Below are 24,420 nucleotides of genomic sequence, written 5' to 3'. Positions count from 1 at the left end.
TGCCCGATACCCACGTAAATGAGTGGGTATCGGGCACTTTTATTTTTAATATTCTTTTTTTGTTTCAGCGATTTACGATTGATTTAGTATCCAAAGAAAGGAATCATTTTATTTGCTGCTTTTCCCTTTGGCTTTTTCTACTACATATCCGTCCATCAATTCCGCCTTAAGTTTTCCTTTATTCACACTGAACTTATATCCGCCAGCTTTCAGTTCGAATACTGCCACCTTAATGCCAGAGCGTTCCTCATTCCCTTTGTAAGTAACACCCGGAATATTCTTCGCAACTGAGATATCGTCAACTGGCAAATAAAGTGTCGCGGAAGTATTTGCTGGAACAACCGCTTCATAAGACTTCAATTTTCCATCGTCAGATTTCCAATTGGAAACTACTTTTCCATAATAAGAGTCGAAATCTGATTTTACGCTATCAATACGTTTTTGATCATTATACTTTTCGCCTGTATCCATGGTCGGCTGCAATATAATGTGTTTGAAGCCTGGATTTTGCTCATCCTTTTGTATACCTGCCATATATTCCACCATCCATTCGACTACGGAGCCGTAGGCGTAATGGTTGAAGGAGTTCATACCAGCATCATCAAAGCCGTACTCGCTTGTATATGCATTCCAACGTTCCCAAGTGGTAGTTCCACCAAGTTTGACATGGTTCAGCCAGGAAGGCATATTATCTTGCAGTAAAATATCGTAGGCTTTAGTAGAAAGTTGATTTTCTGTAAGCACCGGTAATAACTCATTTACACCCAGGAACCCTGTAGAGAGTGTGTTTTCACCAGCATTGTATCTTTCAGAGCGGTTTTCATTAGCGATATTTTTCAAGAGATTTTCGATGAACTTCTGTTTTTGCTCTTCGGAGTCATACATTCCCATTTTAAGTGCCCAAATGATACTTGTCTGGGAATTGTCTTTGAATAGTTCAATCAAGAAACCGCGATTGAAGTTGTCAGCACTGACAGAAAGGAGATTATCGTTTTCATCCACGTATTTCTCCGTTGCCAAATCAATGACACGCTGTGACTCTTCCGTGTACATTTCTGCATCATTGGTTTCACCAAGCAGTGTAGCAATCTCCGCCATCCTCTGAGCATCCAGTGCTTGATACATGGCACTCATGAACTGTGGAGCAGTCCCTTCCATGGCAACCCAATCGCCGTAAGTAGCTTTCATGCCGTCAGTCATGACATTCTCCATGTACTTCTGCATTATCTCGTAGGTTTCTTCCAAAACAGTAATGTCGCCAGTGTGCATGTAAATGTCCCATGGCAGTGTAATAATAACATCCGACCAGCCTGCGTTTGTAGTGGTAGCTTTGTTAATGGTCGGAAGATAATCTGCAATATAACCATCATTGTTCTTAGCATAATCCTTGAGTATATCCAAGTAATTGTTCAAGAAAGCAACGGAGTCAAAATTGTAAAGAGCAGTATCACCAAATACTTGTATGTCACCTGTCCAGCCTAAGCGCTCTGACCGTCCAGGCGTATCGGTAGGTATCGATAAGAAGTTACCTTTTTGTCCCCAAAGAGCATTCTGGAACAATTTATTAACATTTTCATTATTCGTTTTAATCGATAAAGTATGATCGGTCGATGACGTGATTGGCTGTCCGTAGACATCATGTATAACGATGTCATCAGTTGCCGTGATTTCGAGATACTGGAAGCCATGGAACGTGAAACTTGGAAGGTAATTCTGTACTCGCTTATCATTCAAGGTATAGTGGTCTGTATACCAGTCTTGATCTTTCTCCCTACCGCGAGTAAGACCTGCCCAATAAAGTGTTCCTTTGGGCCCGTCACTTCCAAAACTGCTTTTTTCGTGATCTCTTCCATCGTTAAGCATCTCAGCACCGCGCATGCTGACCGTCGTGCCGTCAGCCCCGGAGACGGATATACCTGGAACACCAGCTATATTTTGACCCAGATTCACTATGAGCGTTTTTCCTTTCGGGAGTTTTATATCCTTTGTCGGATCAACTTTTTTGCGTTTTACTTCACCTAGTTTCAATTCTTCGTTGGAATAATCAATATCGTTCGGATCAAAAATGAATGTGTCTTTATTTGGTGCAGGCTGTATCCTGTTTTCTTTCAGCATATAAGCAGCACCTTCACTGCTAGCCACAAGATCTCCCTTATAATCAAACTCGGTTACCTCACTCCAGTCAGAATCGTCAAATCCAGTATTATCCCAACCAGCTACATTTTCCTCCAGACGGGCATCATAATTTTCGCCGATAAAGAAATCATTAAGCTTAATCGGGCCTTCTGTGGATACTTTCCATTCATCTTGATTGGAAGTGATAACTTCTTGCTTCCCGTTCTTATAGGTAATAACAAGTTTTGAGAGAAGCGCTAGTTCTTTCTCTAAATCATCACCGATTTCATTGTAAATATTTCCGCCGCCATTACTGCCCGCCTGTCCGCCGTACCAGCCAGTACCGACCTTAACCCCTAAAGCCACGCTGTTTCCTTTCATATAGTCTGTAACATCATAAGACTGATAATTAACGTAACTGTGGTAGTCAGTCCAACCCGGGTTAAATGTATCGTTCAGTTTTGTACCATCTTCTTTCGTAACCATTACTTCTTTCCCGTTAATATAAGCTTCATATGCACCTAATGAAGTGATATATAAACGAGCCGATTCAATCTTTCCTTTTCCTTTTAAATCTTTCTCTGTTCGGAACATAGGCATGGAGGTTAGTTCATCCTCGTACTGTACGGGTTTGCCTAGAAAATTCTTTTGGTAAGCCGTTGCACCGCTCAGTACTAGAGCGCCTTTATCATCTGGCTCATCTCCATTGAACTCTGTTATCGGCTCTTCCTTCTTATCCACAGTCACAGCTACATCCTTAAAGCTCGCCTTTTGTGCTGGAGTATTTCTGGATGCAGAGCTCGCTGTCAGGGCAATATATGGTCCTTCGATTGCGTAGGTTTTACGAATTGTATTTACCAAAGCTCCATTGATGTAGGTTTTGATGGATTTTGAGTTTGCTGAGACTTCCAAATCAAAGCTTTCCTTCAAAGCAATCTTATCTTTCAAATCAACCGTGCCAATCTGTTTTGTCACCCCATCTTTTGTTACGCTTTGTGTCAGATTGGTACCATTAAAGCTCCATACAAGCCCGTTTGTTTTGTTTTTCATTCCCCAATTCAGTGTGAAACCACCTTCTTCTATTGTTGCATTTAGGGAGGCACCTACATTTTCTTTAAAGTAGTCCTTAGCTTCCTGTTTATGATAGATCCAGTCTGCACTGCCAAAGTCTGTTCCGGTTTCGAAATAAGCAGATTTTGATTGCACCTTCTTACCATTGGAAAGAGTCACTTCAACAGACCAGGTATAGCGTGATTCCAAATCAAGTTCTGAACCGCTATAGGAGATACCAACCGATTTTGTATCGTTTACAATGCCGCTATCCCATACTTTTTTGCCCTTTTTGTCCTTTACATTAATCTGATACGCTTTTTGCTCCAAGCCTACAATGTTGGAAGAGAGCAGCCAGCTAAACCGGATCCCTTCTAATTCCACTCCTATCGGATTTTCTTGGTAATTTGTCTTTAAGTTATTAATTGCTGTTTCTTCCTTGATCTTTTTGGCACTGGTAATATGAGCAGGAGTGATAGATGTTAATAAGAAAGTGAACATGATCAAAAAATATATTGCGATACGTGATGATCTTTTAGCTCTCAATATACAACCTCCTCTTTTTGGGGGACGCTAACTACTCATCGAAATCAGGACTCAACAAGGAAATAGCTTACTGTATTATCACCAACCCCCTCCGTGAATGCGCTTTCATAAAGAATATCTAAATCCATGACTTATTTGAAGGTGACGTTTTTCATGTTAGGGAGATGATATTCAGATATTCTTTTATGGTCAATTCAGTAGTGTCTAGTTACTCTCCTTTGGATTCAATCCTTAAAGAATTGTTTCCTCATAAAAGCAGATAATAAGTCCATACATCACTTTATTGAGGAGAAAATCATGCAGAAAAAAGGTAAAGGTTTGTCTGCTACACAGTTAACGATGATGGCTTTGGGGAGTGTCATAGGAGGTTCCTTTTTCCTTGGTTCGTCGGTAGCCATCCGAGCAGCGGGACCTTCCATTATCATTGCTTATATTTTGGCTGGGGTGCTCGTTTACTTTATATTGTTCGCTTTGTCAGAGATGACGGTAGCCAATCCCTCGATGGGGTCATTCAGCACCTTTGCAGCCCAGAACCTTGGGCAAGGAGCGGGATTTGTGGTCGGCTGGCTATATTGGACGGGCACGATACTGTCTATGTCCAGTGAAGCTACCGCCATCAGTATTTTGTTTCGGCAGTGGTTCCCCAATGTATCCATTGCGTTGCTGGGAGGATCCGTTATTATAGGCGTCACGCTTATCAATTTATTGGGTGCCGATAAGCTCGGTAAGCTGGAAAGTGCGCTTTCTGGTGTGAAAATATTTGCCATCATCTTCTTTATCATTACAGCCATTGTATTGATATTTGGATGGCTTCCAGGATCAGGACCTGTTGGGACCGGGGCGCTGGCGGATGAGCCGCTGCTGGCCGGAGGCATCAGCGGTCTTGCTGGAAGTATGCTGCTGATCGTGTTTGCTTATGCGGGCTTTGAGATAATCGGGCTTGCTGCTTCGGAAGCGGAGAATCCACGTGAAACAATTCCAAAAGCCATCCGGTATACGGTTTTTTCTTTAGTTGGCCTGTATGTTCTCTATGCTGCTGTCTTGCTGCCGCTGATTCCTACTGCTTCTTTGAACGAAAATACGAGTCCGATGGTTGCGTCACTTAATCGCTGGGGCATTGGCTGGGCAGGTACTGCTATCAACATTGTCCTTATTTCGGCTATTCTATCGGCGATGCTTGCTGCAATTTTTGGACTGGGCAGAATGATTCGATCCCTTACGGAGGAAAGACACGCGCCAAGCTGGCTAAGGGATAAAGGGGATGTCCCTTATCGCGGAATTTTGTTTTCCGGATTGGCCATGCTGCTAGGACTGGGATTTGGTCTTCTATTTCCGAGAGCTTATTTGGTGTTAATCAGCACCGGCGGTTTTGCGTTGATCTTCACTTACGCTGTCATTATGGCAAGCCATATCCGCCACCGCAAAAAGCATGGCTGCCCACCGAATGGCATCTGTCAAATGCCGGGGTTTCCCTTTAATTCCTGGATAGCACTGATAAGCATGATCATTGTCTTGCTTTGTATGCCATTTGTTCCAGGACAGGAAACGGGCTTGATTTCAGGGGTTGTCATGGTTGTATTTTATACGCTTATCTATTTGGCTGTAAGGTCCCGTATTCGCGGCAAAGCCGATCAAAAAGGGCATTTTGGTCCGCCATTGCAGAACCCGGTCACGGAATTTTCCGAGGAACTGACTACGGATGAAGAGGGAAAAGAAAAGGATTAAGGTAGAGTGGATCCCCTGTTAAAGAATAGTTCGCTGAATCAGCACCAAGATCAAAAAGCTTAAACTACAATTAGGACAGTAGTTTAAGCTTTTTCTTCTTTTGCAACAGACTATTAAAACCTGCTGCCTGAGGCTATTCCCTTTGGAGCTATCCTTTCAATTTCTGCAAGGTCTGCGTCTGTTAGCGATACTTCCAACGCACCAATGTTTTCTTTCACGCGTTCTAACCGTTTGGTTCCTGGAATAGGTACGATTTGGTCCCCTTGCGCAAGCAGCCATGCTAATGCAAGCTGTGCAGTGGTGCACCCTTTTTTCGCAGCCAACTTCTCGATATTTGCTGCTGCTTTTACATTCTTCGTAAAATTATCCCCTTGGAAACGGGTGTACATATGGTGCGGATAGCTTTCCGAAAGATCCTCTATTTTTTGAATGTTGCCTGTCAGAAATCCTCTGCCCAGGGGACTGTATGGTACGAAACCAATTCCTAGTTCTTTTAATAAAGGTAATATTTCGTCTTCCACGTCTCTGCTCCATAATGAATATTCGGTTTGTACAGCAGTGATTGGATGTACGGCATGGGCGCGGCGGATCATGTCTGCCGAAGCTTCACAGAGGCCTATATAACGTATTTTGCCCTGCTTAACCAAATCAGCCAGCGTGCCAACGGTTTCTTCTATAGGCGTATTGGGGTCATGTCTATGCTGATAATAAAGATCAATATAGTCGGTTCCTAAGCTGTACAGACTGGCATCGACAGATTTTTTTATATAAGCCGGATCACCCTTATGCCCTTGGCTATGGGTGATTCCGAACTTTGTTGCAATCACAGCTTCCGCACGGCGGCCCTTTAGTGCCTTGCCTAAAAGTTTCTCATTATCTCCAAACCGATGCTGCTGAAAACCTTCATTTCCGTATAAGTCTGCTGTATCAAACAGCGTGACCCCATTTTCCAAGGCACCTCTGATGGTATCGATAGTGGCTTGATTATCAGGCATTGTCATAGCTCCAAGCCCGATAGCTGATACTTCCAAACCTTCGTTTCCAAGTTTTCGTTTCAGTATTGAATGATTGCTAATCATGAACAAATCCTCCTTTTACTGGCGGGTATGCTACAATATTACATAATAAAAATGGTGATAACCACGGCATGTTCATACTAGTAATATCACTAATAGTTTAAGGAATATGAAGAGCTGGAGGAGGTTTGAGATCAATGCAAGCTACAATACACTCGAAGGTATTTGGTGACTATTTGAAGTCGCGAAGAGAGCGTATGCAGCCTAATAAAGCGGGCATTCAAACAAGTTCAGGAAGACGGAGGACACCAGGACTTCGCAGGGAAGAAGTGGCATATCTAAGTAATATTAGTGTGACGTATTATACATGGCTTGAACAGGGGAAAGACATTCATCCATCCCGAGACGTTTTATTAAACATAAGTCAGGCGTTGCAGTTGAATCCTGAAGAGAAGGAGCATCTCTTTAACCTTGCGTATAATGAGGAATTAGCTCTGCCAATTGATAAGCAATATAATAGTTCCTTGCAAGCCACTGTAGACGAGCTGCCTTTTCCATCGTTTATAACTGATCAGCGTTCCAAAATTCATTTTTGGAACAAAGAAGTGGAAAAAAGAATCTTTCCATTTTCCTCCTATCAAGAGCGGCATATAATGGCATTGCTGTTTTTGGAAAAAAGCTTTCGGGATCGTATTCAAAATTATGAAGAATTCTCAGCCTATTCCGTTGCAGTCTGGCGAAATATTTATGACCGTTTTCCAGAAGATAAAATCCTAAACCAGCTACTCGAAAAGCTGACAAAGCAAAGCGGTACGTTCCGGACTCTATGGGAACAGCATCATATCCAGCAAAAGAAGGTTAGTTTTATCACCATAAAGGATGAAGAAGACCAGATAAACCAGTATCGCATTCATTCTTCCTCGCGAGTAGATGGAGATGAAGATTTAAACTGGTGTATGTATATACCTGTTTCTTAAATTTAGAATCGCATAAAAACGCCCAGATAAAATCGCCTTTCTAACTAAGCATTTTATCTGGGTATTTTTCTATGATAAGAGAGTGCCTGCTTAGACTAGCGATATAAAAACACGCTAAACTTTTCATTGTTGCTGATGGTAGCAAGCAGTACATCTTTTACTTCAGTTTGATATGCCCTTTTTAATTGCGACACAACCCACGCTTCATCCTTATTGGTTTCTTTCAGTTCTTCATAAACAATTTTCCCATCTTTAATAACTGTTCGCGGCAGATAAAAAGGCTTCATGTTTATTTGCATCGTATCTGGTGTGACAGGCTCATATTTAGGATCCAGAAAGAACGATATTCTTCCTTCGGCTTCCCAAAGCGCTAAAGCCACTTTTTTTATATCCACTACTTTTCCTTTTCGTAATTCCTCTAGCAGAACGTCAATCGATATTCTCGCATGACGTAAGCCTTTGTAGAGAATTTCTCCGTCCCGTACTATTGGAATAGGCTTGTGATTGATCAATTTTCGAAACCAAGGCCATCTTAAAATAAGAAAAATCCCTGCCAGGTATAAGAGCACCAATACAATAGTTGTAACGATGGAGCCCTTGAGTCCAAGTTCTTCATCGGATAAAGGGTGGGCAATAATATTTCCTACAACTAATGCAATAACAAAATCAAGAAGCCTTAGCTGCGATATGGAACGCTGACCAAGCACTTTAGCCACAATCAATAAAAAGATAAACGAAACGACTGCTCGAAGCACCCATTCAAAAGTTGTAAGTGTTTGCTGGCTTTGAAAAAAATCCAAGTAAGGCACATCCTTTCTCAATGATAATGAGTCTATTATTTCCCGCTCCATCTCTTGGTATCCTTGTAGTCAATAAAAGTGCTGGAGTAGTTCTTCTGCATTGTGTATTTATAATTCTGAAACAAAACTGTGCATGTGTTTTTATTACAGTTTTTTTGGATTTATAATTATCCTCGTAAAAATGTTGACGCTTACATTTTTATGATCTATACTGAAGTCAGTTAAATAAAACCATTAGACATGTGACTGGTAATGCAGGCAGGATCTAATTCGGCAAGTTGTTTTCATTTGCCGTATTAGGTCCTTTTTTGTTTTCTTTCTACCCGTCGCATCGAGAAAGAGAGGGTTAGGAATGGATTACAAACAAATCGCAACAGACGTTTTGCAGCATATCGGGGGCAAGGAGAATATCGCGCATCTCGGGCACTGCTCGACGCGTCTGCGTTTCTCGCTCGTCGATAACAAAAAGGTAGATATAAAGGCGCTGGAAAGTACAGCAGGTGTCATCGCTGTCCGAATGACAGCGCAATGCCAGGTTGTGATCGGCAATGATGTGGTCGAAGTTTACAATGAACTGCAGAAGCTTGTTGGAGATGTTGGCGGGGAAGAAGCAGCTGGTCAGCCAAAAGAGAAGAAGAAAATCGGCGCTACCATTCTTGATTTCATCGTTGGCGTATTCCAGCCGTTAGTGCCAGCTATTGCTGGCGGAGGTATCCTGAAGTCACTCTTACTCTTGCTTGCGTTGATGGGAGTCCTGGAAACAGAAAGCCAGACGTATCAGATTTTGAACATGGTCGGAGATGCACCATTGTACTTCCTGCCATTGCTAGTAGCAGTAACTACGGCTAACAAACTGAAGGTCAACCCGCTTGTCGCGTTATCTGCAGTTGGTGCCCTTATTTTGCCGAACATGACAACGATGCTGACAGAAGGCGCACAGCTGTTTTCATTCAATCTGCAAAATATCGCATATGCGTATCAAGTATTCCCGGCCATTTTAACAGTCCTGTTCTATGCACAGATGGAAAAGCTGTTCACACGCTTCTCGCCGAAGCCGATCCGGATATTCTTTGTACCGATGATGTCCTTAGTAATCACAGTGCCGATTGCACTGCTGCTGCTCGGTCCCGCTGGTTATACATTCGGTCAAGGCTTCGCTGCTGTCATTCTTTGGGTGTATGAATATGTTGGCTGGCTTGCAGTTGCGTTGCTAGCTTGTGTGCTGCCGTTCATGGTTGCCATGGGAATGCACAAAGCATTGCTGCCTTACGCACTGACTACACTGGGTGGAACTGGTCGTGAAGCACTTTATATGCCGGCTTCTCTTGCGCATAACATCGCAGAAAGCGGCGCTTGCTTTGCCATCGCGTTGCGTACGAAAGACAAACGGCTTCGTACGACTGCAGTCTCTGCCGGTATCTCGGCATTCTTTGGAATCACAGAGCCCGCATTGTACGGTGTTACTTTACAAAACAAAAAGGTACTCGCGAGTGTTATGATAGGAGCATTCACAGGCGGTACATTTGTCGGTATCGTTGGATTGCAGGCATTCGTTATCGTTGGTCCAGGGCTTGCCAGCATGAGTATGTTCCTATCTGAAGATTTGCCGCGTAACATGCTGTACGCAGCAATCGGATTCGTACTTTCATTCGCTGTAGCCTTCATCGCTGCATTCATCCTTGGCAAAGACAAAGAACAAGTGCAGCCAGAGGAAGAGAAGTTTGCTGAGAAAATCGGCACAGGTGAGACTTTTACCAGCCCAGTAGCAGGTAAAATGATACCGTTATCACAAGTGCAGGACGAAGTGTTTTCTTCCAAAGCAATGGGTGATGGGATAGCAGTTGTTCCTTCAAAAGGTGAGCTGTACGCACCGGTAGACGGCGAAATCTCGATGATCTTTGAAACAAGCCATGCACTTGGCATGAAAACAGAGACAGGTGCAGAAATATTGTTCCACGTGGGACTAAACACAGTTCAGCTCGGCGGTGAGCACTTCACACCGCAGGTCAAAGTCGGAGATCAGGTAAAAGCAGGCGATGTGCTGCTTACATTCGATCTCGATAAAATCAAAGCAGCCGGCTTTGATCCAGTCACACTCGCAATCATCACCAATACCGACAAATATGATGTTCAAATAACCAAACAAGAAAACGTTACCCGTCAGGATAAGCTGATGGTCATTACCCAACTAGGAGGCTGAAACAGATGACATTTTCAAAAGATTTCTTATGGGGCGGCGCCATTGCCGCCAATCAGGCAGAGGGCGCTTGGAATGTAGACGGCAGAGGCATGAGCGTTGCGGATGTAGCGAGCTACCGTTCCGACCTGAGTCTTGATGATTACGAAGGCCATGTAGCAATTAGTTCTGATGTTGTCCAAAAAGCAATGGACGATCCGAGTGATAAATATTATCCAAAACGCCGCGGTATCGATTTCTACCATCATTATAAGGAAGATTTGGCGCTATTCGCTGAAATGGGCTTTAAAGCATTGCGTGTCTCCATCGCCTGGAGCCGTATTTTTCCAACAGGAGAAGAGCAGGAGCCAAACGAAAAAGGTCTGGAATTCTATGACAACCTGTTCAAGGAAATGAAAAAGCATAATATAGAGCCGATTGTGACGCTGTCCCACTATGAAATGCCTTTGGCACTCAGCGTGAAATACAACGGCTGGGTGGAGCGTAAAGTGATTGATGACTTTGTCCGTTTTTCTAATGTTTGCTTCCATCGCTATAAGGATTATGTAAAGTATTGGCTTACGTTCAACGAAATCGACAGCATCAACCGCCATCCGTTCACAACAGCTGGCATCATTCCAGACAAGTGTCCAGAAGGCAAGGAAGAAGAACAGGTATATCAAGCGCTGCATCACCAGTTCGTCGCATCAGCGCTAGTGACAAAAGACTGTCACGAAATCATTCCCGGCAGCCAGGTTGGCTGTATGCTCACAAAGCTTACAACATATCCAAACACTTGTAAGCCAGAAGATGTGGAAATCACGCTCAAGAAGAACTTGCAGAACTACTTCTATGCTGATGTACAGGTATTTGGAGAATATCCGCGTCTGACATTGAAGAAGCTGGAGCGTAAAGGCATCCACATTCAAATGGAAGAAGGCGACTTGGAGATTCTGAAAGAGAATACAGTCGATTATCTTTCCTTCAGCTACTACATGTCCCTGACAGAGTCAGTAGAAGATGGCCTGGAGAAGACTGCTGGTAACACAGTAAGAGGAGTGAAGAATCCTTATCTTCCGGCTACAGATTGGGGCTGGCAGATCGACCCGATTGGATTGAAGATCAGTTTGCTGGAGCTGTATGATCGTTATAGACTGCCACTGATCATCGTTGAAAACGGCATGGGCGCCAAGGACGAAGTCGAAAGCGACGGCAGTATTCATGATGACTACCGGGTCAACTACTTCCGTGAGCATTTCCGTCAAATGAAGGAAGCCGTTGAAGAAGGTGTTGAGCTGTTCGGCTACACAAGCTGGGGCCCGATTGATATCGTCAGTGCCGGCACATCGCAAATGTCGAAGCGCTATGGCTTCATCTATGTTGACCAGGACGACGACGGCAACGGCACGCTTGAACGCAAGCGTAAGGACTCCTTCTATTGGTACAAAAAAGTAATTGAAAGCAATGGGGAAGACCTAGACTGATAGATACATCGCAGAGGATAGGTGAAGCCGATGATTAAGATCAAAAAAGTGCTCAATTCCAGCGTTGTGCTGGTAGAGGGCGAGGAGAAACAAGAATATATCCTATTCGGCAAGGGAATCGGCTATGGTCAAAAGGCTGGCAGCGTCATCAAAGAGGATCAAGCTGACCAGACTTTCATGCCCATTGAAAATGCCAAGGCCAAGGAATTCCTGCGTCTGCTGGACTCCATCCCGCAAGCGTTCATCGACCTGACGCAGCAAATTGTCCAGCACGCTGAGCAGCAGCTCGGCACCAAGCTGAACACCGGTATTTATTTCACACTCATGGACCATCTGCATTTCGCGGTCGAACGTTATAAAAAGAATATCAATATCACGAATCGCGTGTTCTGGGAAATCAAGAATTTCTACCAGGAGGAATTTGAGGTCGGCACGTACGCCCTGAACCTGATCAACAAGCAGTTCGAGATCGAGCTGCCAAAAGAGGAAGCAGCCAATATCGCGTTCCACTTGATCAATGCCCAAGGCGAAAAGCAGGAATCGAATGACGGGATGAAATATGCCAAAATGATCGGCGGCATCGTAAACCTCGTCCGCTACGCCCTGCAAATCAAAATGGACACCAACAACATCCATTACGGCCGCTTCATTACGCATGTGAAATTTTTTGTTGAGCGCTTCTACGCAGACAGCATGCTCGACGATCCTGAAAATCTATTGTTCGAACAAATTGCGAACCTGTATCCACAAGCCATGGACATCGCCTTTAAGATCGAGAACTACATCTCACAGGTACACGGCAGTATGCTGCCGAAGGAAGAGCTTGCGTATTTGGCAGTGCATATCCATCGATTGGCCTCTTATCAGCAGTTGAAATGAAAACAGCCCCTTCTGTGAGAGCAGAGTGGGGCTGTTTGTTTACTTCTTATATTTATTACGCTGCTAGTAGATAACCTACATAGCAAATGGAGAGTGCCAATACATGAATAAAACAATAGGCTTATTACTACTGCAACTATAAGGCAGGTTAGTGGAGGAAGATACAATTTTCCAAGGAGGAGAAATCCTTATAAGTAAAGAATTCATAGGTACAACAGTTAGTAGGCTATTAAGGTAAAAGGGATGACAGATAAAACGCTTAAATAAGTGAGATTTTTGCGGAGGTTAATTTTTATTTAAAGGGAGAGAGTGAGAGATGACCGAGAATTATCTAGAAGAAATACACTATTTCAGGATTCCAGTTACTGACCTTGAACAATCCATAACATGGTATACAGATATTTTAGATTTCCAACTACGGTTTAATCAAGGAGATTTGGCGGTATTGGCACTTAAATCAGGACCTCTATATGTTTTAGTAAAAGCAGATCCTGAGACAAGAGGGCATTTTACAATAAATGGGCAACCTGAATTTTCAGTTGGATTTACCACAAGAAGAATTAGAGAATTCCACTCATATTTAACCACAAAAGATGTTCACGTAGAACCGATTCAAGAGGACAAAGGCCATAACTTCTTTTATTTTTACGATCCAAGTAAGAACAAACTCCAAGTACACAACTAAACAAATCCCACTAACAGTCTTCTAAAACTCTGCAACATTATATAAGAAGATCCAAATTATGTCATTGATTGAGTATAGTGTCCTTATTTATTAGTGGTAATCCTTATATCTTTGAGGTCTCGGTTTAAGGGGGGATGGGTAAAGTTTAGTAGTAATTTAACCTTCCTAACCAGATTTCAACTTTGAAGCTAGAACTCTTATCGAAGGTTTATCTAAATTTTCTAGGTGGTAAGCTTATTAAGCAGCTATTAATTTATGTTAGATTTATACTATTCATTTGTTTGATGCAGGACCACTTTCAACTTATGAAATACTCTTAAACTACAGGTGGGATAAAGTGAAAAAACTAATTATGGCAGGTGCTAGCCTTGCAGTCATTCCGGCTTTATTATTAGCGGGCTGTTCGCAGGAAGCTTCACAAGACCAAGAGCCGAAGTCAAAAGAAAAGTCAGAAGTGAGCTCAGATGAGCAGGCAGCAAGTTCTCCGCAGCCAAGCTATCAAGCTATTGAACCTTCTGAGGCAGCCCAACCGCTGCAAAGTCATTATACGGAAACGCAGCTGGCGGAAATGCCAAAAACAGAAGCGCATGGAGATGACACGGCCAGAAGCGTTCCTTTAGGTCAAACCTTGGAAAAAAGAACGGAAGATAAAACAGATGGACCGCTTCAGAAAAATAGAATCGTTTCTTATTATGGACATCCTGATTCTACTAGCATGGGAATCCTGGGAGAGTACAGCCCGGAAGACCTAATGGAGAAATTGAAGGATCAAACCAAGGCTTATTCCGAATTGGATCCGGAGAGACCGGCTATTCCAGCAATTGAATTGATCGCAACGGTCGCCCAGCGAAATCCTGGAGAGGATGGGCTTTATATGCACCCGACAGCGGATGAGGATATTGAAACATACGCGAAGTTAGCCGAAGAGAATGATGCTTTGCTGATTTTGGATGTCCAACTGGGTCGAGACAACATTATGAATCAAGTAAAATCATTGGAGAAATATTTGAAATTGCCTTATGTCCACTTAGCAATTGATACGGAATTTCATGTGAAAGAGGGACAAGTTCCTGGAGAAGATTTGGGACATGTTGATGGCGAGAATGTACAGGAAGCGATTGATTATGTTTCAAATCTAGTATCTGAGAATGATCTTCCTGATAAGGTGGTAGTCGTCCACCAATTTGCAGACATCATTATCAACAATAAAGAAGCTATCCATCCTACAGAAAACGTGGAAGTGGTGCTGAACAATGACGGCCATGGCATTGCAGCTTTAAAACGATCAGGTTATCATCAGCTTGTACATAATCAGTCTATCCAATATGGTGGATTCAAGGTGTTTTATCAAAAAGACGAACCGGTCATGACACCGGAAGAAGTTCTGGAACTAGATCCTGCACCTGCGTTTGTTAATTACCAATAAGGTTCACAGCAAGCCATATCATAAGTAAGGTGGATAAACATATGCTGAAAGAAGTCTGTGTCGAGAATTTTACGAATGTCCCCGGAGTCATTGCTAAAGGTGCTGAGCGAATTGAACTGTGTGACAACCTTGCTGCAGGAGGTACCACAGTAAGTCATGGCGTAGCAAATATGACGATTACTTATTGCCACGATAAAAACATCAAAGTTATGAGTATGGTAAGACCAAGAGGCGGCAATTTTGTTTTTAGTAAAGAAGAAGTAGGCATGATGAAGCGGGATATAGTTCATTTAAGAGAATTAGGAACTGACGGCGTGGTGCTAGGTTGCCTAAATGACACTGGCTGGATTGATGAAGGCGCTATGATCACTTTACTGGATGCAGCAAAAGGGCTGGAAGTAACCTTTCATATGGCATTTGACCATATAAGTCCTGAAAATCAGCTTAAAGCAATTGATTGGCTCGTGGAAAACGGCGTGCATCGAATCCTTACCCATGGAGGTCCGCTAGACACTAAAATCGAAGATAACTTACTCAGGTTGAAGGAATACATCGATTATGCAAATGGCAGAATCGTTATCCTTCCTGGTGGAGGGATTTCTAGTAAAAACCTACACTTCATCACATCTGAGCTAGATTGCACAGAAGTGCACGGTACGAAAATAGTTGATTGAAAAAGCAGCCCCTCCGGTGAAGGCCGGGGGGCTGTTTCTTTCATTTTATAGCATCGGGAAAAATCTAGATTTCCCCGATTATAACCCGAACCGCCTCTTCCAAATCCTTAACTGACCAAGAAGGCAGCTTTGGATTATTTAATGCCAATTCATGATGTGCTGGTATATGCACGAATCCTGACATCATATCCAGCTTATTTGTTTCGATATGATGTCTGACGGTGTACATCGTTTGGTTGCACAAATAAGTACCGGCGGTGTTAGAAATCTTAGCAGGAAGATTATGTTCCAGCAGTTTTGCTGTCATATTTTTAATTGGCAACGTCGAGAAGTAGGCATCAGGTGCATCTTCTAGTATCTTTTGCCCGTCATACTGATTTCCGCTATTATCAGGTTCCCCGTCCATGCAGTTTATCGCGATTCTCTCTGGGGTGATTCTATTTCTGCCAGCTGCCAGTCCTAAAGAAATGACAGCAGAAGGCTGGTATTCGTCGATATGTTCTATGATAACGCTGGACGTTTTTTTGAAATCTACTGGAAGCACCTTGCCGATTATTTTGTTCCCATTTATCGTTTCTCCGTCCAAGCTGCGTACAATCACTTCTGTAGGATTTGATTTCATCCCTAAAAAAGCTTCAAATCCTGTGAGTAAGATGTTCAAATCTAATTCTCCTTTTTATTTCAAATACTGATCGAACCAGTTCGTTATTTCAGTAAGACGAATAATACGCAAACCAGGATCTCCGCTTCGGGACAGCTCGTGATTTGATTCAGGGAAACGTACAAAACGTGTAGGTTTCTTTTGCTGCTTTAATGCGATATACAACTGTTCGGCTTGCTCAATCGGACAGCGATAATCATTTTCGCTATGCAAGATGAGCAGCGGCGTTTGTACATCCTTCACATAGCGGAGCGGAGAAATTCGCCACAGCTCTTCGGGATCCTCCATAACAGTCGTTTTGTGCTCCCATTCGGTAAAGAAGTAGCCGATATCACTCACACCATAGAAGCTGAGCCAGTTACTAATCGAGCGCTGTGTAACTGCCGCTTTGAACTTGTTCGTATGGCCGACAATCCAGTTCGTCATGAAGCCGCCATAGCTGCCGCCAGTAACACCTAAGCGGGAAGAATCAATCCAGCCATGATTCTCCAAAGCATAATCTACCGCGACCATCACGTCATCATAGTCAATGCCTCCATAGTCACCGCGCACTGCATCGACAAACTGCTGCCCATAGCCATGACTTCCTCTTGGGTTCATGTATAGGACACCATAGCCTTTGCCAGCAAGAACTTGAAACTCGTGCATGAAAGCATGACTGTACATCGCATGCGGGCCGCCATGAATTTCTAAGACAAGCGGATACGTTTCGCCTTCCTGGAAGCCAACTGGTTTCATGATCCAGCCTTGCAGTTCGGTTCCATCATTCGCTTTAAAATGAAAATCCTCTGGAACCGATAATGTTTTCGTTTGCAGCAAGTGCTCGTTCACAGCTGTTAAACGCTGCTCATCACTGCCTGACAAGGTCGACACAAACAAGTCGCCAGGAATAGCGGCTGATTGACTGACGGCGTACACAAACCGCTCCTGATGCTTATCTGTACTGAATGCATAAACCTGGCGTTTCCCGCCAATAACTTTGGTGACGTTTTTATCCAACGTAACTTGATATAAGCTAGTGGATCCTAGTTCGCTTGCTAAGAAGAATAAGGCATCATTTGTCTTGCTCCAGACGGCGCCAGCACTTGCAGCTCCTGTACCCATATCATTAATCGCAACATCATTGCACTCCACATCCCATTCACTCGTTAAACAGGAGAGTTCCTTTGTTGCAAGATCCAGGGTCCATACTCTCGTGAGGGTGGATCCTTTGTATTCCAAATCATCCCCCAGCAGGGATAGCTTTGTTCCATCAGGAGAGTAGTTTGGTGTGTAAAATACTTTGTCGCTGCTCGTAAGTTTTTCTGTGCGCTTCGTTGTTAAATCCAACTGATAGATATCTGAGAAGAATGTCTGTTCCGGATCCTCCGAACGATTGGCGCTATATGCAACATGCATGGCATCTGGAGAAAATGCCGGTGAATGATGGTTATATTGCCCATCTGTTAGTAAGGAGGCTGTACCTGTTTCCAACTCTATCAATACGAGATGATCGAAGGTTTCGTCTGAAAAGCCTTTTGCATCCGACTTGTAAACCAATTTCTCGGTGATAAATGGCTTTAATTTTTTCTCTGTCTTTTCCTCTTTAGTTTCCTTATCTTCCAAATCGTCTGAAGCTGTTAAAGGTACGGTAACGATAAGCTTCTTGCCGTCTGGTGACAAAACGGGCTCCGAAGCACCTCGTTTAAAATTGGTAACCTGACTTGCTTCTCCACCGTTAAAAGCAATTTTCCAAATCTGCTGCTTCCCAGAGCGATTAGACGTAAAGAATATAACCTGTCCATCAGATGACCATCTCGGCTGTACGTCGGAATAACTACCTTGGGTGAATGGAGTGATTTCCTTTGAATCCATGTCCATCAGGAATAGATTTGATTGATATTTCTCCTTCTCGTTGATAATTTTTTTAACAAAAACAACCGATTTTCCATCAGGTGATAGCTGCGGATCGGATAAGAATGAAAATTCGAATAAATCTTGTGCTGTTAGACCGTTTGCTGTCATAATTTGCTGCCTCCTGTCCCGGGACATCTATTTATTTGTCGTGTTATAGGACAAGTTTTTCGTTGTCATGCACTAAAGTAGGGCAGGACAACGAAGAAACCTGTCATGTTTTCTTATACTAATTCGCCGTTTATATAGGTTTGTACTGCTTTGTTTCTCAAATCAAAAGGGTTGCCGCTCCAGAGAACAAAGTCAGCATCCTTGCCAGCTTCAACAGAACCAACTCGATCGTCTACGCCAAGATGCTTCGCCGCATTTAGCGTAATGGCTTTAAGAGCTTCTTTTTCCGGCAACCCGTATTTGACAGCTAAAATAGCACTTGTCATCAAATGCTCAATCGCAATGACAGGGTGATCGGTCGTGATGGAAAATGGTACAGATTCTTCTGCTAATGCCAGCAGTGTAATTCCAGCCTTTATCAGCAAGCTCTATTTTGGAGCGAGCTGTCATGGTTGGTCCTACCGATACACGGATAGCTTGTTTGGCAATGAACGGCGCGATCTGATGTCCTTCGGTACAATGCTCAATCGTTAAATCAATATCAAATTCCTTTTTTAATCGTAGTACAGTGACAATATCATCAGCGCGGTGGGCATGGACGCGAAGAGGTATTTCTTTATTCAATACCTTTTCGATATGCTCTAATCCAAGGTTTCTAGCTGCTTTACCAGCTTTGCGATCTTCCATATAAGTTTGTGCCTCAATAAATTTTTCACGAAGAATGGCTGCGATTCCCATTCTAGTTGTCGGCATTCTTCCTTTATCACCGTGGAACCGTTTTGGATTTTCACCTGTTGCAGCTTTCAGACCGGAAGGATTGCGGATGACCATTTCATCCACGATTGTGCCTGTTGTTTTTAACACACACATTTCTCCGCCAATGACATTGGCACTGCCCGGCATCACTTGGACTGTCGTAACACCAGAACGTCTGGCATCCTCAAAGCCTCGATCCAGTGGATTTATCCCATCGATTGCGCGTACCTGCGGCGTTGCTGCTGCACTTGTTTCATTGAAGTCATGTCCTTCTTTTCCGATTCCTTCTTCATGCACACCCAAATGGGTATGGACATCAATTAATCCCGGGGTGAAGTATGTACCGCTCGCATCGATAATTTCATAGTCCTCAGGGATGCTGGATGCTCCGATAGAAGTGAATTTTCCATCCTTTATCAAAATGGTTGTATCGCTTAACAGATACATTTGTTATGGCCTTCATGGGATTACCCTCCCTAAAAATATAAACTATTATATCTATTCTGAAAACTCGAATTAGAATTCTGTGTTCGGCAGTGCCCTTACATTGATAGTAAGGCATCTTATAAGTGCTGTAAATATTAATACTATCTTAGGCCACAATTTAGTATTCGATATAAAAGGAGAGTATCTCCATCATTCTTCATAAAACACTGTGTAAACTCCGCCAATCAGCTATATAATGACAGATAGAGACAAATTGGACGGAAAGAAGGCAAACAAATGAAAATCACCATCATCAGCGTCGGTAAACTAAAGGAAAAATACCTCAAACAAGGCATAGAGGAATACACCAAACGCCTCGGCGCCTACGCCAAAGTCGACCTAGTCGAAGTACCCGACGAAAAAGCCCCGGAGAACCTGAGCGAAGCAGACATGCAAATCGTCAAACAAAAAGAAGGCGACCGCATCCTGTCGAAAATCGTCCCCGACGACTACGTCATTTCCCTGGAAATAAAAGGCCAAATGATCACATCCGAACAACTTGCGTCGAAAATTGACAGCCTGGCGACGTATGGGAAGAGTAAGGTTGTGTTTGTAATTGGTGGATCTTTGGGCTTGAGCGAGGAAGTCATGCAGCGGAGTGATTATGCGTTATCGTTCTCGAAGATGACATTTCCGCATCAGTTGATGAAATTGGTGTTGGTGGAGCAGGTTTATAGGGCGTTTCGGATTATTAAGGGCGAGCCTTATCATAAATAGAGGCTAAATTTTTGAAGATAGACTGGATATTCTCTATTAGGATTAGTGGGCAGTTCCATGGAAGAGATTAATGATAAATATGGTCATTTAACAACGGTAGAATTAAAGTAATGGAACAGCCACTTTTACAGTAAATCTAAATGTTAACATATTGTTAACGCAACCCCATAAAAAAGGTAAACCCACGTTAAGCATGTTACTGCCAACGATATCTAAACTTTGATTAACTGCTTTTTATGCCCCCTTTCAACGATATTCCATACTAATAAATTATGTGCGGCTTGATGTGATAGCCAACACACTCCTTATATAAGGGTATTAAAGTTTATGTACTCCATAGAGCATTTTAACTGAAGCTCCTCATTAGTTGGGCAAACTTGTGGGGAGCTTCTTTTTTTGATTTTGTGTAAGATGGTATTATAAATATAAATCCGTAGGAATACTTTGGGATTTCCGGTGTAAAGTTCCATTAAATATATTAGAACCCCATTATGTGGTTGAAAATATGATAAGAAGTGAGCGATATTATTATGTACCTTTACAACATGGTAAATAATTTTGTTCCATTATGTGGGGATTATCGCAACTGGTAATTAAAAGTGAAATAGCTCAGTTTACTTATACCCGTCAAGACGGTGCTAAGAGGGAGAAAGTAGTTAAGCCAGTTTCTATTATGTTTTCAGAATACTCTTTATCTGATTGCTTACATGGGAGATGGAAGTAAGGATTTACCTACTATCTTTCGCATAGATAGGATTACAAATTTAAAGGAAAAAAAGCAGTATTTAACATTTCTTATAAGGGCAATTTAATGATAGGGAATTTCGTAAACGAGTAAAGTGTATGTATTCTTGTGAATTAAAAAGAATTACTTTTGATTTTAAGGGGCCTTAATTAGAAGCTGTGTTAGATAGATTACAAACATTGAAAATTATAGTCCCGAAGATTTTACAATGACAACGGATTTAAACTGACGACAGCTGCTTTGGGAAGATTAGAGCATGTATTTATAGAGGCAAGCAGTGAAAGCAACTTCAGTAATTGACGCTACGTCAGGAGTGTCTATGAAAGATCGTTAAATCTGCAGGCTAGTCGGTTAAGTCATAAGGAACAATTTATAGAAGCAGATTTAACTGAGATTACTTTAGAAGAGATCGAAAGGGTGTAACGGAATGAAAAGTTTAAAGAGACTGCTTGGAAGCGCTTTTGCAGCATTTAATTTCATCTTTCCGATGGATTGTGTATCTTCTGCTCATCTTTACACCAATAATGATTATGGCTATGAAGTTAATAACCCAACATGACATGTGCTATTTTATATATTAATGGTTGATTTGTTCTTATAGCAGACTTGCATTCGTATGTATCTATAATAGCTTAGGAAGTCATCAAAGGTCCACTGGTGGGCTTCTTTTTTTCGTCTTAATTTAAAAACCTGGCAAGTATTCTGTTCAAGATAAGGACAATTTTTTCGATTATTAATATTTTTATATGTTTTGAAACTGGTTTTTTTAACTAAAAAATCCATGATATATGATATAAATACCAGAACAAGCTATCCAAACTAGTCGAAATGTATTATTATAGGTAATTGGGACTGATTGGTTAGAATTCTTTGAAATGTATTAGGTATAAAGTTTCTTGATGTGCAGAGTATTAATACTTATTTTTTTCGTTGTTTTTTCTATATGAAGAAATGGAAGGGGATGTTTTAAGAGCTGAAACCTTTTGGGATAAGAAGGGAAGCGAGGTAGTCTGCTAGTCTTATGGAATACTTTTGTATAAATATAAATCAAAGGTTACTAACCTATAGTAGTTTAAGCAATATACATAATTAATTAACCGTCAACGCAGGTTTTCTGAAAGGAAGCATAGTCGCATGAAGAAATATTTACCCTTAGCACTTATGTCATTTTTATTAATCATACTCGCTGCTTGTGGAAAAGATAAGTACGAGATTGATAAGGAATTAAGCGTAGAATTCAATGGTTTTAATGAACACGGAGAAGTGAGTGTCAGCCTTGATGAAGGAGAATTGTATGATAAATTGGCTGAAATGAAAGAAATTGATGATGATACTGACATCAGCGGTATGTATGACCTAGACTCTCTTGTTTCAGATTTAGAAGTAGAAGCAAAACCGGATACCGATTTAAAAAACGGCGATAAAGTTGAACTTGAATTGAAATATGATGAAGACAACCCCTTGGATATCGCTTTTAAACTGAAAGAACCAAAAGTAGAAGTTGAAGGATTGGAATCTATTAAAAAGTTATCAAAAGAAGATGTCTTTGATGGAGTTAAACTACAATATGAAGGAGTTTCTCCTTACTTAGAAGCAACGATAGACAGCTCATCCAGTGAAGTGGGATCAGGGTTCACTTATTTCATTCCGGACGGACCATTTAAAAGTGGGGAAGAAATCGAAATAACGGCTGAAGCAAGCCCTGACTTATTATCATATGGATATGAAGCAGATGATGATAAATTCAGTAAGAAAGTAAAAGTTCCTAGTGAGAAGAAATATGTTGGGAAATGGGAAGATCTAAATAAAGATGATCAGCAATATATTTTAGACGAAGTTCAGGATAATGTAACTGCAAACGTTGATCCGGAAATTCAAGATAGCTCTGTATACGACAAAGGGGAGTACGTCACTCGTGGCGATACCATTGAAAGTATTGAGAAATCGAAGAAGGATGAACAATACATTTTGTTTGCTAAAAAAGGTAATTCTACTGTAAGTACAGATGGAATAAATGCCTTATGTTTTATTTATAAGAATAAAGTGACGTTTGGAGAGAATACCTATACTGATGGTTATGATAACCAAACAAAAGATTACTTCTCCGCTATCGCAGTAGAGAATTTAATTATCGATAAGGATGGAAATCTTGACAAAGATGAGGTAAGTATTGATGTTTTAACAGATACAGACTTAGATAAAGCTGCTCTCAAAAATAAAATATTAGATACAAGAAAAGATGAATATACTGTGACTGATTTTAGCACAGAGAGTAAGAAATGAAAAATAGTAAATTACACTACGGCTTTTCCTCGATTTTATATTGTGGAAAGCCGTTTTGTTTTGGGGAAATCTATTTACCTGTTGTTTTAAATAAAACTAAACATATAATACCTCATTATAGAGAAAGAGGAGGTTTAATAATCTTTTTTGGTAGTAGGGCTAATGAGCGGCAACTAAATCTATGTTAGAGTTATAAGGTGATTTTTCATGGTCTGATGAAATGTCTTTAACAACAGGTGGGATAAAATAAAAGTAATAAAAGTAGGAGCTTGCCTGGCAATCATACCGGCTCTATTATTGGCAGGGTGTACGCAATCGGCAACCTCAGAAATTGAGGAGCCAGAGTAAAAGGAAGAGTCGGCGCATACCTCTGAGAAGCAGAACGATGCGATGAAAGAGGAAGCGAAGAATCCTAATGAACCGAGTTATCAAACGATTGAACCTTCTGATGCGGCTCAGCCGCTGAAAAGCAATTATTCAAGTAAGTAGCAGGCGGAGATGCCATTGACAGAAACGGCACGGAGATTCAACGGAAAGAAGCTAGAAGCGTACTGCTAGGTCAGACCTTGGAAAAAGGGACAGAAGACCAAACAGAGGGCCTGCTGAAGAATAATAGAATCGTTTCCTATTATGGTAATCCGCATTTAAATAACATGGGGATATTAGGAGAGTATAGTCCGGAAGATCTGTTGGAGAAATTGAAAGACCAAACCAAAGAGTAATTGGACCCCAAGAGACCAGCTATTGAATTGATCGCAACCGTTGCCCAGCGGAATTCTGGTGAAGATGGTCTTTATATGCATCCGACATCAGATGCAGATATTGAGAGATATGCAGAGCTAGCTAAAGAAAACGATGCCCTGATCATATTGGATGTCCAATTGGGTCGGGACACTATCATGAATTATGTAAAATCATTAGAGAAATATTTGAAATTGCCCTATGTCCATTTAGCTATGTTTTAGAAGGTCAAGTTCCGGGAGAGGATCTAGGGCATGTCGATGGGGAGAAGGTGCAAGAAGTCATCGATTATGTATTGAATTTAACATCTGAAAAGGAGCTTCCTGACAAGGTTGTCATCGTCCACCAATTGGAAGCCATCCAACCGACAAAGAACGTAGAAGTGTTATTGAATAATGATGGCCACGGCATTGCAGCGTTAAAAGGATTAGGTTATCACTAGCTTGTACATAATCAGCCGATTCAGTACGGTGG

At 41.9% G+C, this 24,420-nt stretch carries 17 protein-coding genes and 2 pseudogenes; 13 read left to right on the top strand and 6 right to left on the bottom strand.

Annotation, left to right across the window (positions count from 1 at the left end; translation table 11 throughout):
- Positions 1 to 108 precede the first annotated feature (108 nt).
- Positions 109 to 3,711, bottom strand: coding sequence for a family 78 glycoside hydrolase catalytic domain (locus tag SFC25_RS01195; RefSeq protein ID WP_411213522.1), 3,603 nt, complete (start codon positions 3,709 to 3,711; stop codon positions 109 to 111).
- Between the two features lie 297 nt (positions 3,712 to 4,008).
- Here SFC25_RS01195 and SFC25_RS01190 point away from each other — a divergent pair, with 297 nt between their 5' ends.
- Entirely contained in the window at positions 4,009 to 5,436 is a 1,428-nt protein-coding gene (locus SFC25_RS01190; protein WP_411213521.1) for an amino acid permease, read from the top strand.
- A gap of 113 nt (positions 5,437 to 5,549) precedes the next feature.
- Here SFC25_RS01190 and SFC25_RS01185 read toward each other — a convergent pair whose 3' ends face one another.
- Positions 5,550 to 6,497 carry an aldo/keto reductase gene (locus SFC25_RS01185; protein ID WP_486389258.1) on the bottom strand — a complete coding sequence of 316 codons (948 nt, stop codon included), beginning with the start codon at positions 6,495 to 6,497 and terminating at the stop codon, positions 5,550 to 5,552.
- A gap of 152 nt (positions 6,498 to 6,649) precedes the next feature.
- Between SFC25_RS01185 and SFC25_RS01180 the strand changes: the two genes are divergently transcribed.
- A complete protein-coding gene (locus SFC25_RS01180) occupies positions 6,650 to 7,429 on the top strand; it encodes an MmyB family transcriptional regulator (protein WP_411213517.1) in 780 nt (259 codons plus the stop codon).
- Positions 7,430 to 7,524: 95 nt separating this feature from the next.
- Here the strand turns inward: SFC25_RS01180 and SFC25_RS01175 are convergent, their stop codons facing one another.
- Complete coding sequence (locus SFC25_RS01175) at positions 7,525 to 8,229, bottom strand: DUF421 domain-containing protein (RefSeq protein WP_411213762.1); 705 nt, start codon at positions 8,227 to 8,229, stop codon at positions 7,525 to 7,527.
- Between the two features lie 352 nt (positions 8,230 to 8,581).
- Here SFC25_RS01175 and SFC25_RS01170 point away from each other — a divergent pair, with 352 nt between their 5' ends.
- The 6 genes from SFC25_RS01170 (at position 8,582) to SFC25_RS01145 (ending at position 15,553) form a co-directional block, all read left to right on the top strand.
- Positions 8,582 to 10,429 carry a beta-glucoside-specific PTS transporter subunit IIABC gene (locus SFC25_RS01170; protein WP_411213516.1) on the top strand — a complete coding sequence of 616 codons (1,848 nt, stop codon included), beginning with the start codon at positions 8,582 to 8,584 and terminating at the stop codon, positions 10,427 to 10,429.
- A gap of 5 nt (positions 10,430 to 10,434) precedes the next feature.
- The gene (locus tag SFC25_RS01165) at positions 10,435 to 11,889 is read left to right on the top strand and encodes a glycoside hydrolase family 1 protein (protein WP_411213514.1); all 1,455 of its coding nucleotides are present in this window, start codon (positions 10,435 to 10,437) and stop codon (positions 11,887 to 11,889) included.
- Positions 11,890 to 11,919: 30 nt separating this feature from the next.
- Positions 11,920 to 12,768, top strand: coding sequence for a PRD domain-containing protein (locus SFC25_RS01160; protein ID WP_411213513.1), 849 nt, complete (start codon positions 11,920 to 11,922; stop codon positions 12,766 to 12,768).
- A 316-nt stretch (positions 12,769 to 13,084) separates the two neighbouring features.
- Positions 13,085 to 13,453 carry a VOC family protein gene (locus tag SFC25_RS01155; protein WP_411213512.1) on the top strand — a complete coding sequence of 123 codons (369 nt, stop codon included), beginning with the start codon at positions 13,085 to 13,087 and terminating at the stop codon, positions 13,451 to 13,453.
- A 337-nt stretch (positions 13,454 to 13,790) separates the two neighbouring features.
- Positions 13,791 to 14,879, top strand: a complete 1,089-nt coding sequence (locus SFC25_RS01150; RefSeq protein WP_411213511.1) for a hypothetical protein — start codon at positions 13,791 to 13,793, stop codon at positions 14,877 to 14,879.
- Between the two features lie 41 nt (positions 14,880 to 14,920).
- Complete coding sequence (locus tag SFC25_RS01145) at positions 14,921 to 15,553, top strand: copper homeostasis protein CutC (protein WP_411213510.1); 633 nt, start codon at positions 14,921 to 14,923, stop codon at positions 15,551 to 15,553.
- A gap of 64 nt (positions 15,554 to 15,617) precedes the next feature.
- Here the strand turns inward: SFC25_RS01145 and SFC25_RS01140 are convergent, their stop codons facing one another.
- From SFC25_RS01140 to SFC25_RS01130, 3 genes and pseudogenes are all read right to left on the bottom strand, one after another.
- Complete coding sequence (locus SFC25_RS01140; protein ID WP_411213509.1) at positions 15,618 to 16,214, bottom strand: pyroglutamyl-peptidase I; 597 nt, start codon at positions 16,212 to 16,214, stop codon at positions 15,618 to 15,620.
- Positions 16,215 to 16,229: 15 nt separating this feature from the next.
- The gene (locus SFC25_RS01135) at positions 16,230 to 18,218 is read right to left on the bottom strand and encodes a S9 family peptidase (RefSeq protein WP_411213507.1); all 1,989 of its coding nucleotides are present in this window, start codon (positions 18,216 to 18,218) and stop codon (positions 16,230 to 16,232) included.
- Positions 18,219 to 18,331: 113 nt separating this feature from the next.
- Positions 18,332 to 19,421, bottom strand: a pseudogene (locus tag SFC25_RS01130) (amidohydrolase).
- Between the two features lie 276 nt (positions 19,422 to 19,697).
- Between SFC25_RS01130 and rlmH the strand changes: the two are divergent.
- From rlmH to SFC25_RS01105, 5 genes and pseudogenes are all read left to right on the top strand, one after another.
- Positions 19,698 to 20,177, top strand: coding sequence for a 23S rRNA (pseudouridine(1915)-N(3))-methyltransferase RlmH (gene rlmH / locus SFC25_RS01125; RefSeq protein WP_411213505.1), 480 nt, complete (start codon positions 19,698 to 19,700; stop codon positions 20,175 to 20,177).
- 1,057 nt (positions 20,178 to 21,234) lie between these two features.
- Positions 21,235 to 21,345, top strand: a pseudogene (locus tag SFC25_RS01120) (hypothetical protein); the annotation flags it as partial.
- 711 nt (positions 21,346 to 22,056) lie between these two features.
- Positions 22,057 to 23,205 (top strand): hypothetical protein, encoded by a 1,149-nt coding sequence (locus SFC25_RS01115; RefSeq protein ID WP_411213503.1) that lies wholly within the window; start codon positions 22,057 to 22,059, stop codon positions 23,203 to 23,205.
- 722 nt (positions 23,206 to 23,927) lie between these two features.
- Entirely contained in the window at positions 23,928 to 24,170 is a 243-nt protein-coding gene (locus SFC25_RS01110; protein WP_411213502.1) for a hypothetical protein, read from the top strand.
- A 47-nt stretch (positions 24,171 to 24,217) separates the two neighbouring features.
- Positions 24,218 to 24,388, top strand: a complete 171-nt coding sequence (locus tag SFC25_RS01105; RefSeq protein WP_411213501.1) for a hypothetical protein — start codon at positions 24,218 to 24,220, stop codon at positions 24,386 to 24,388.
- Positions 24,389 to 24,420 lie beyond the last annotated feature (32 nt).

It is taken from the genome of Terribacillus saccharophilus (assembly GCF_046592595.1).
Taxonomy (GTDB): Bacteria; Bacillota; Bacilli; order Bacillales; family Amphibacillaceae; genus Terribacillus; species Terribacillus saccharophilus_C.
This window is presented reverse-complemented; position numbering and strand designations above follow the sequence as displayed.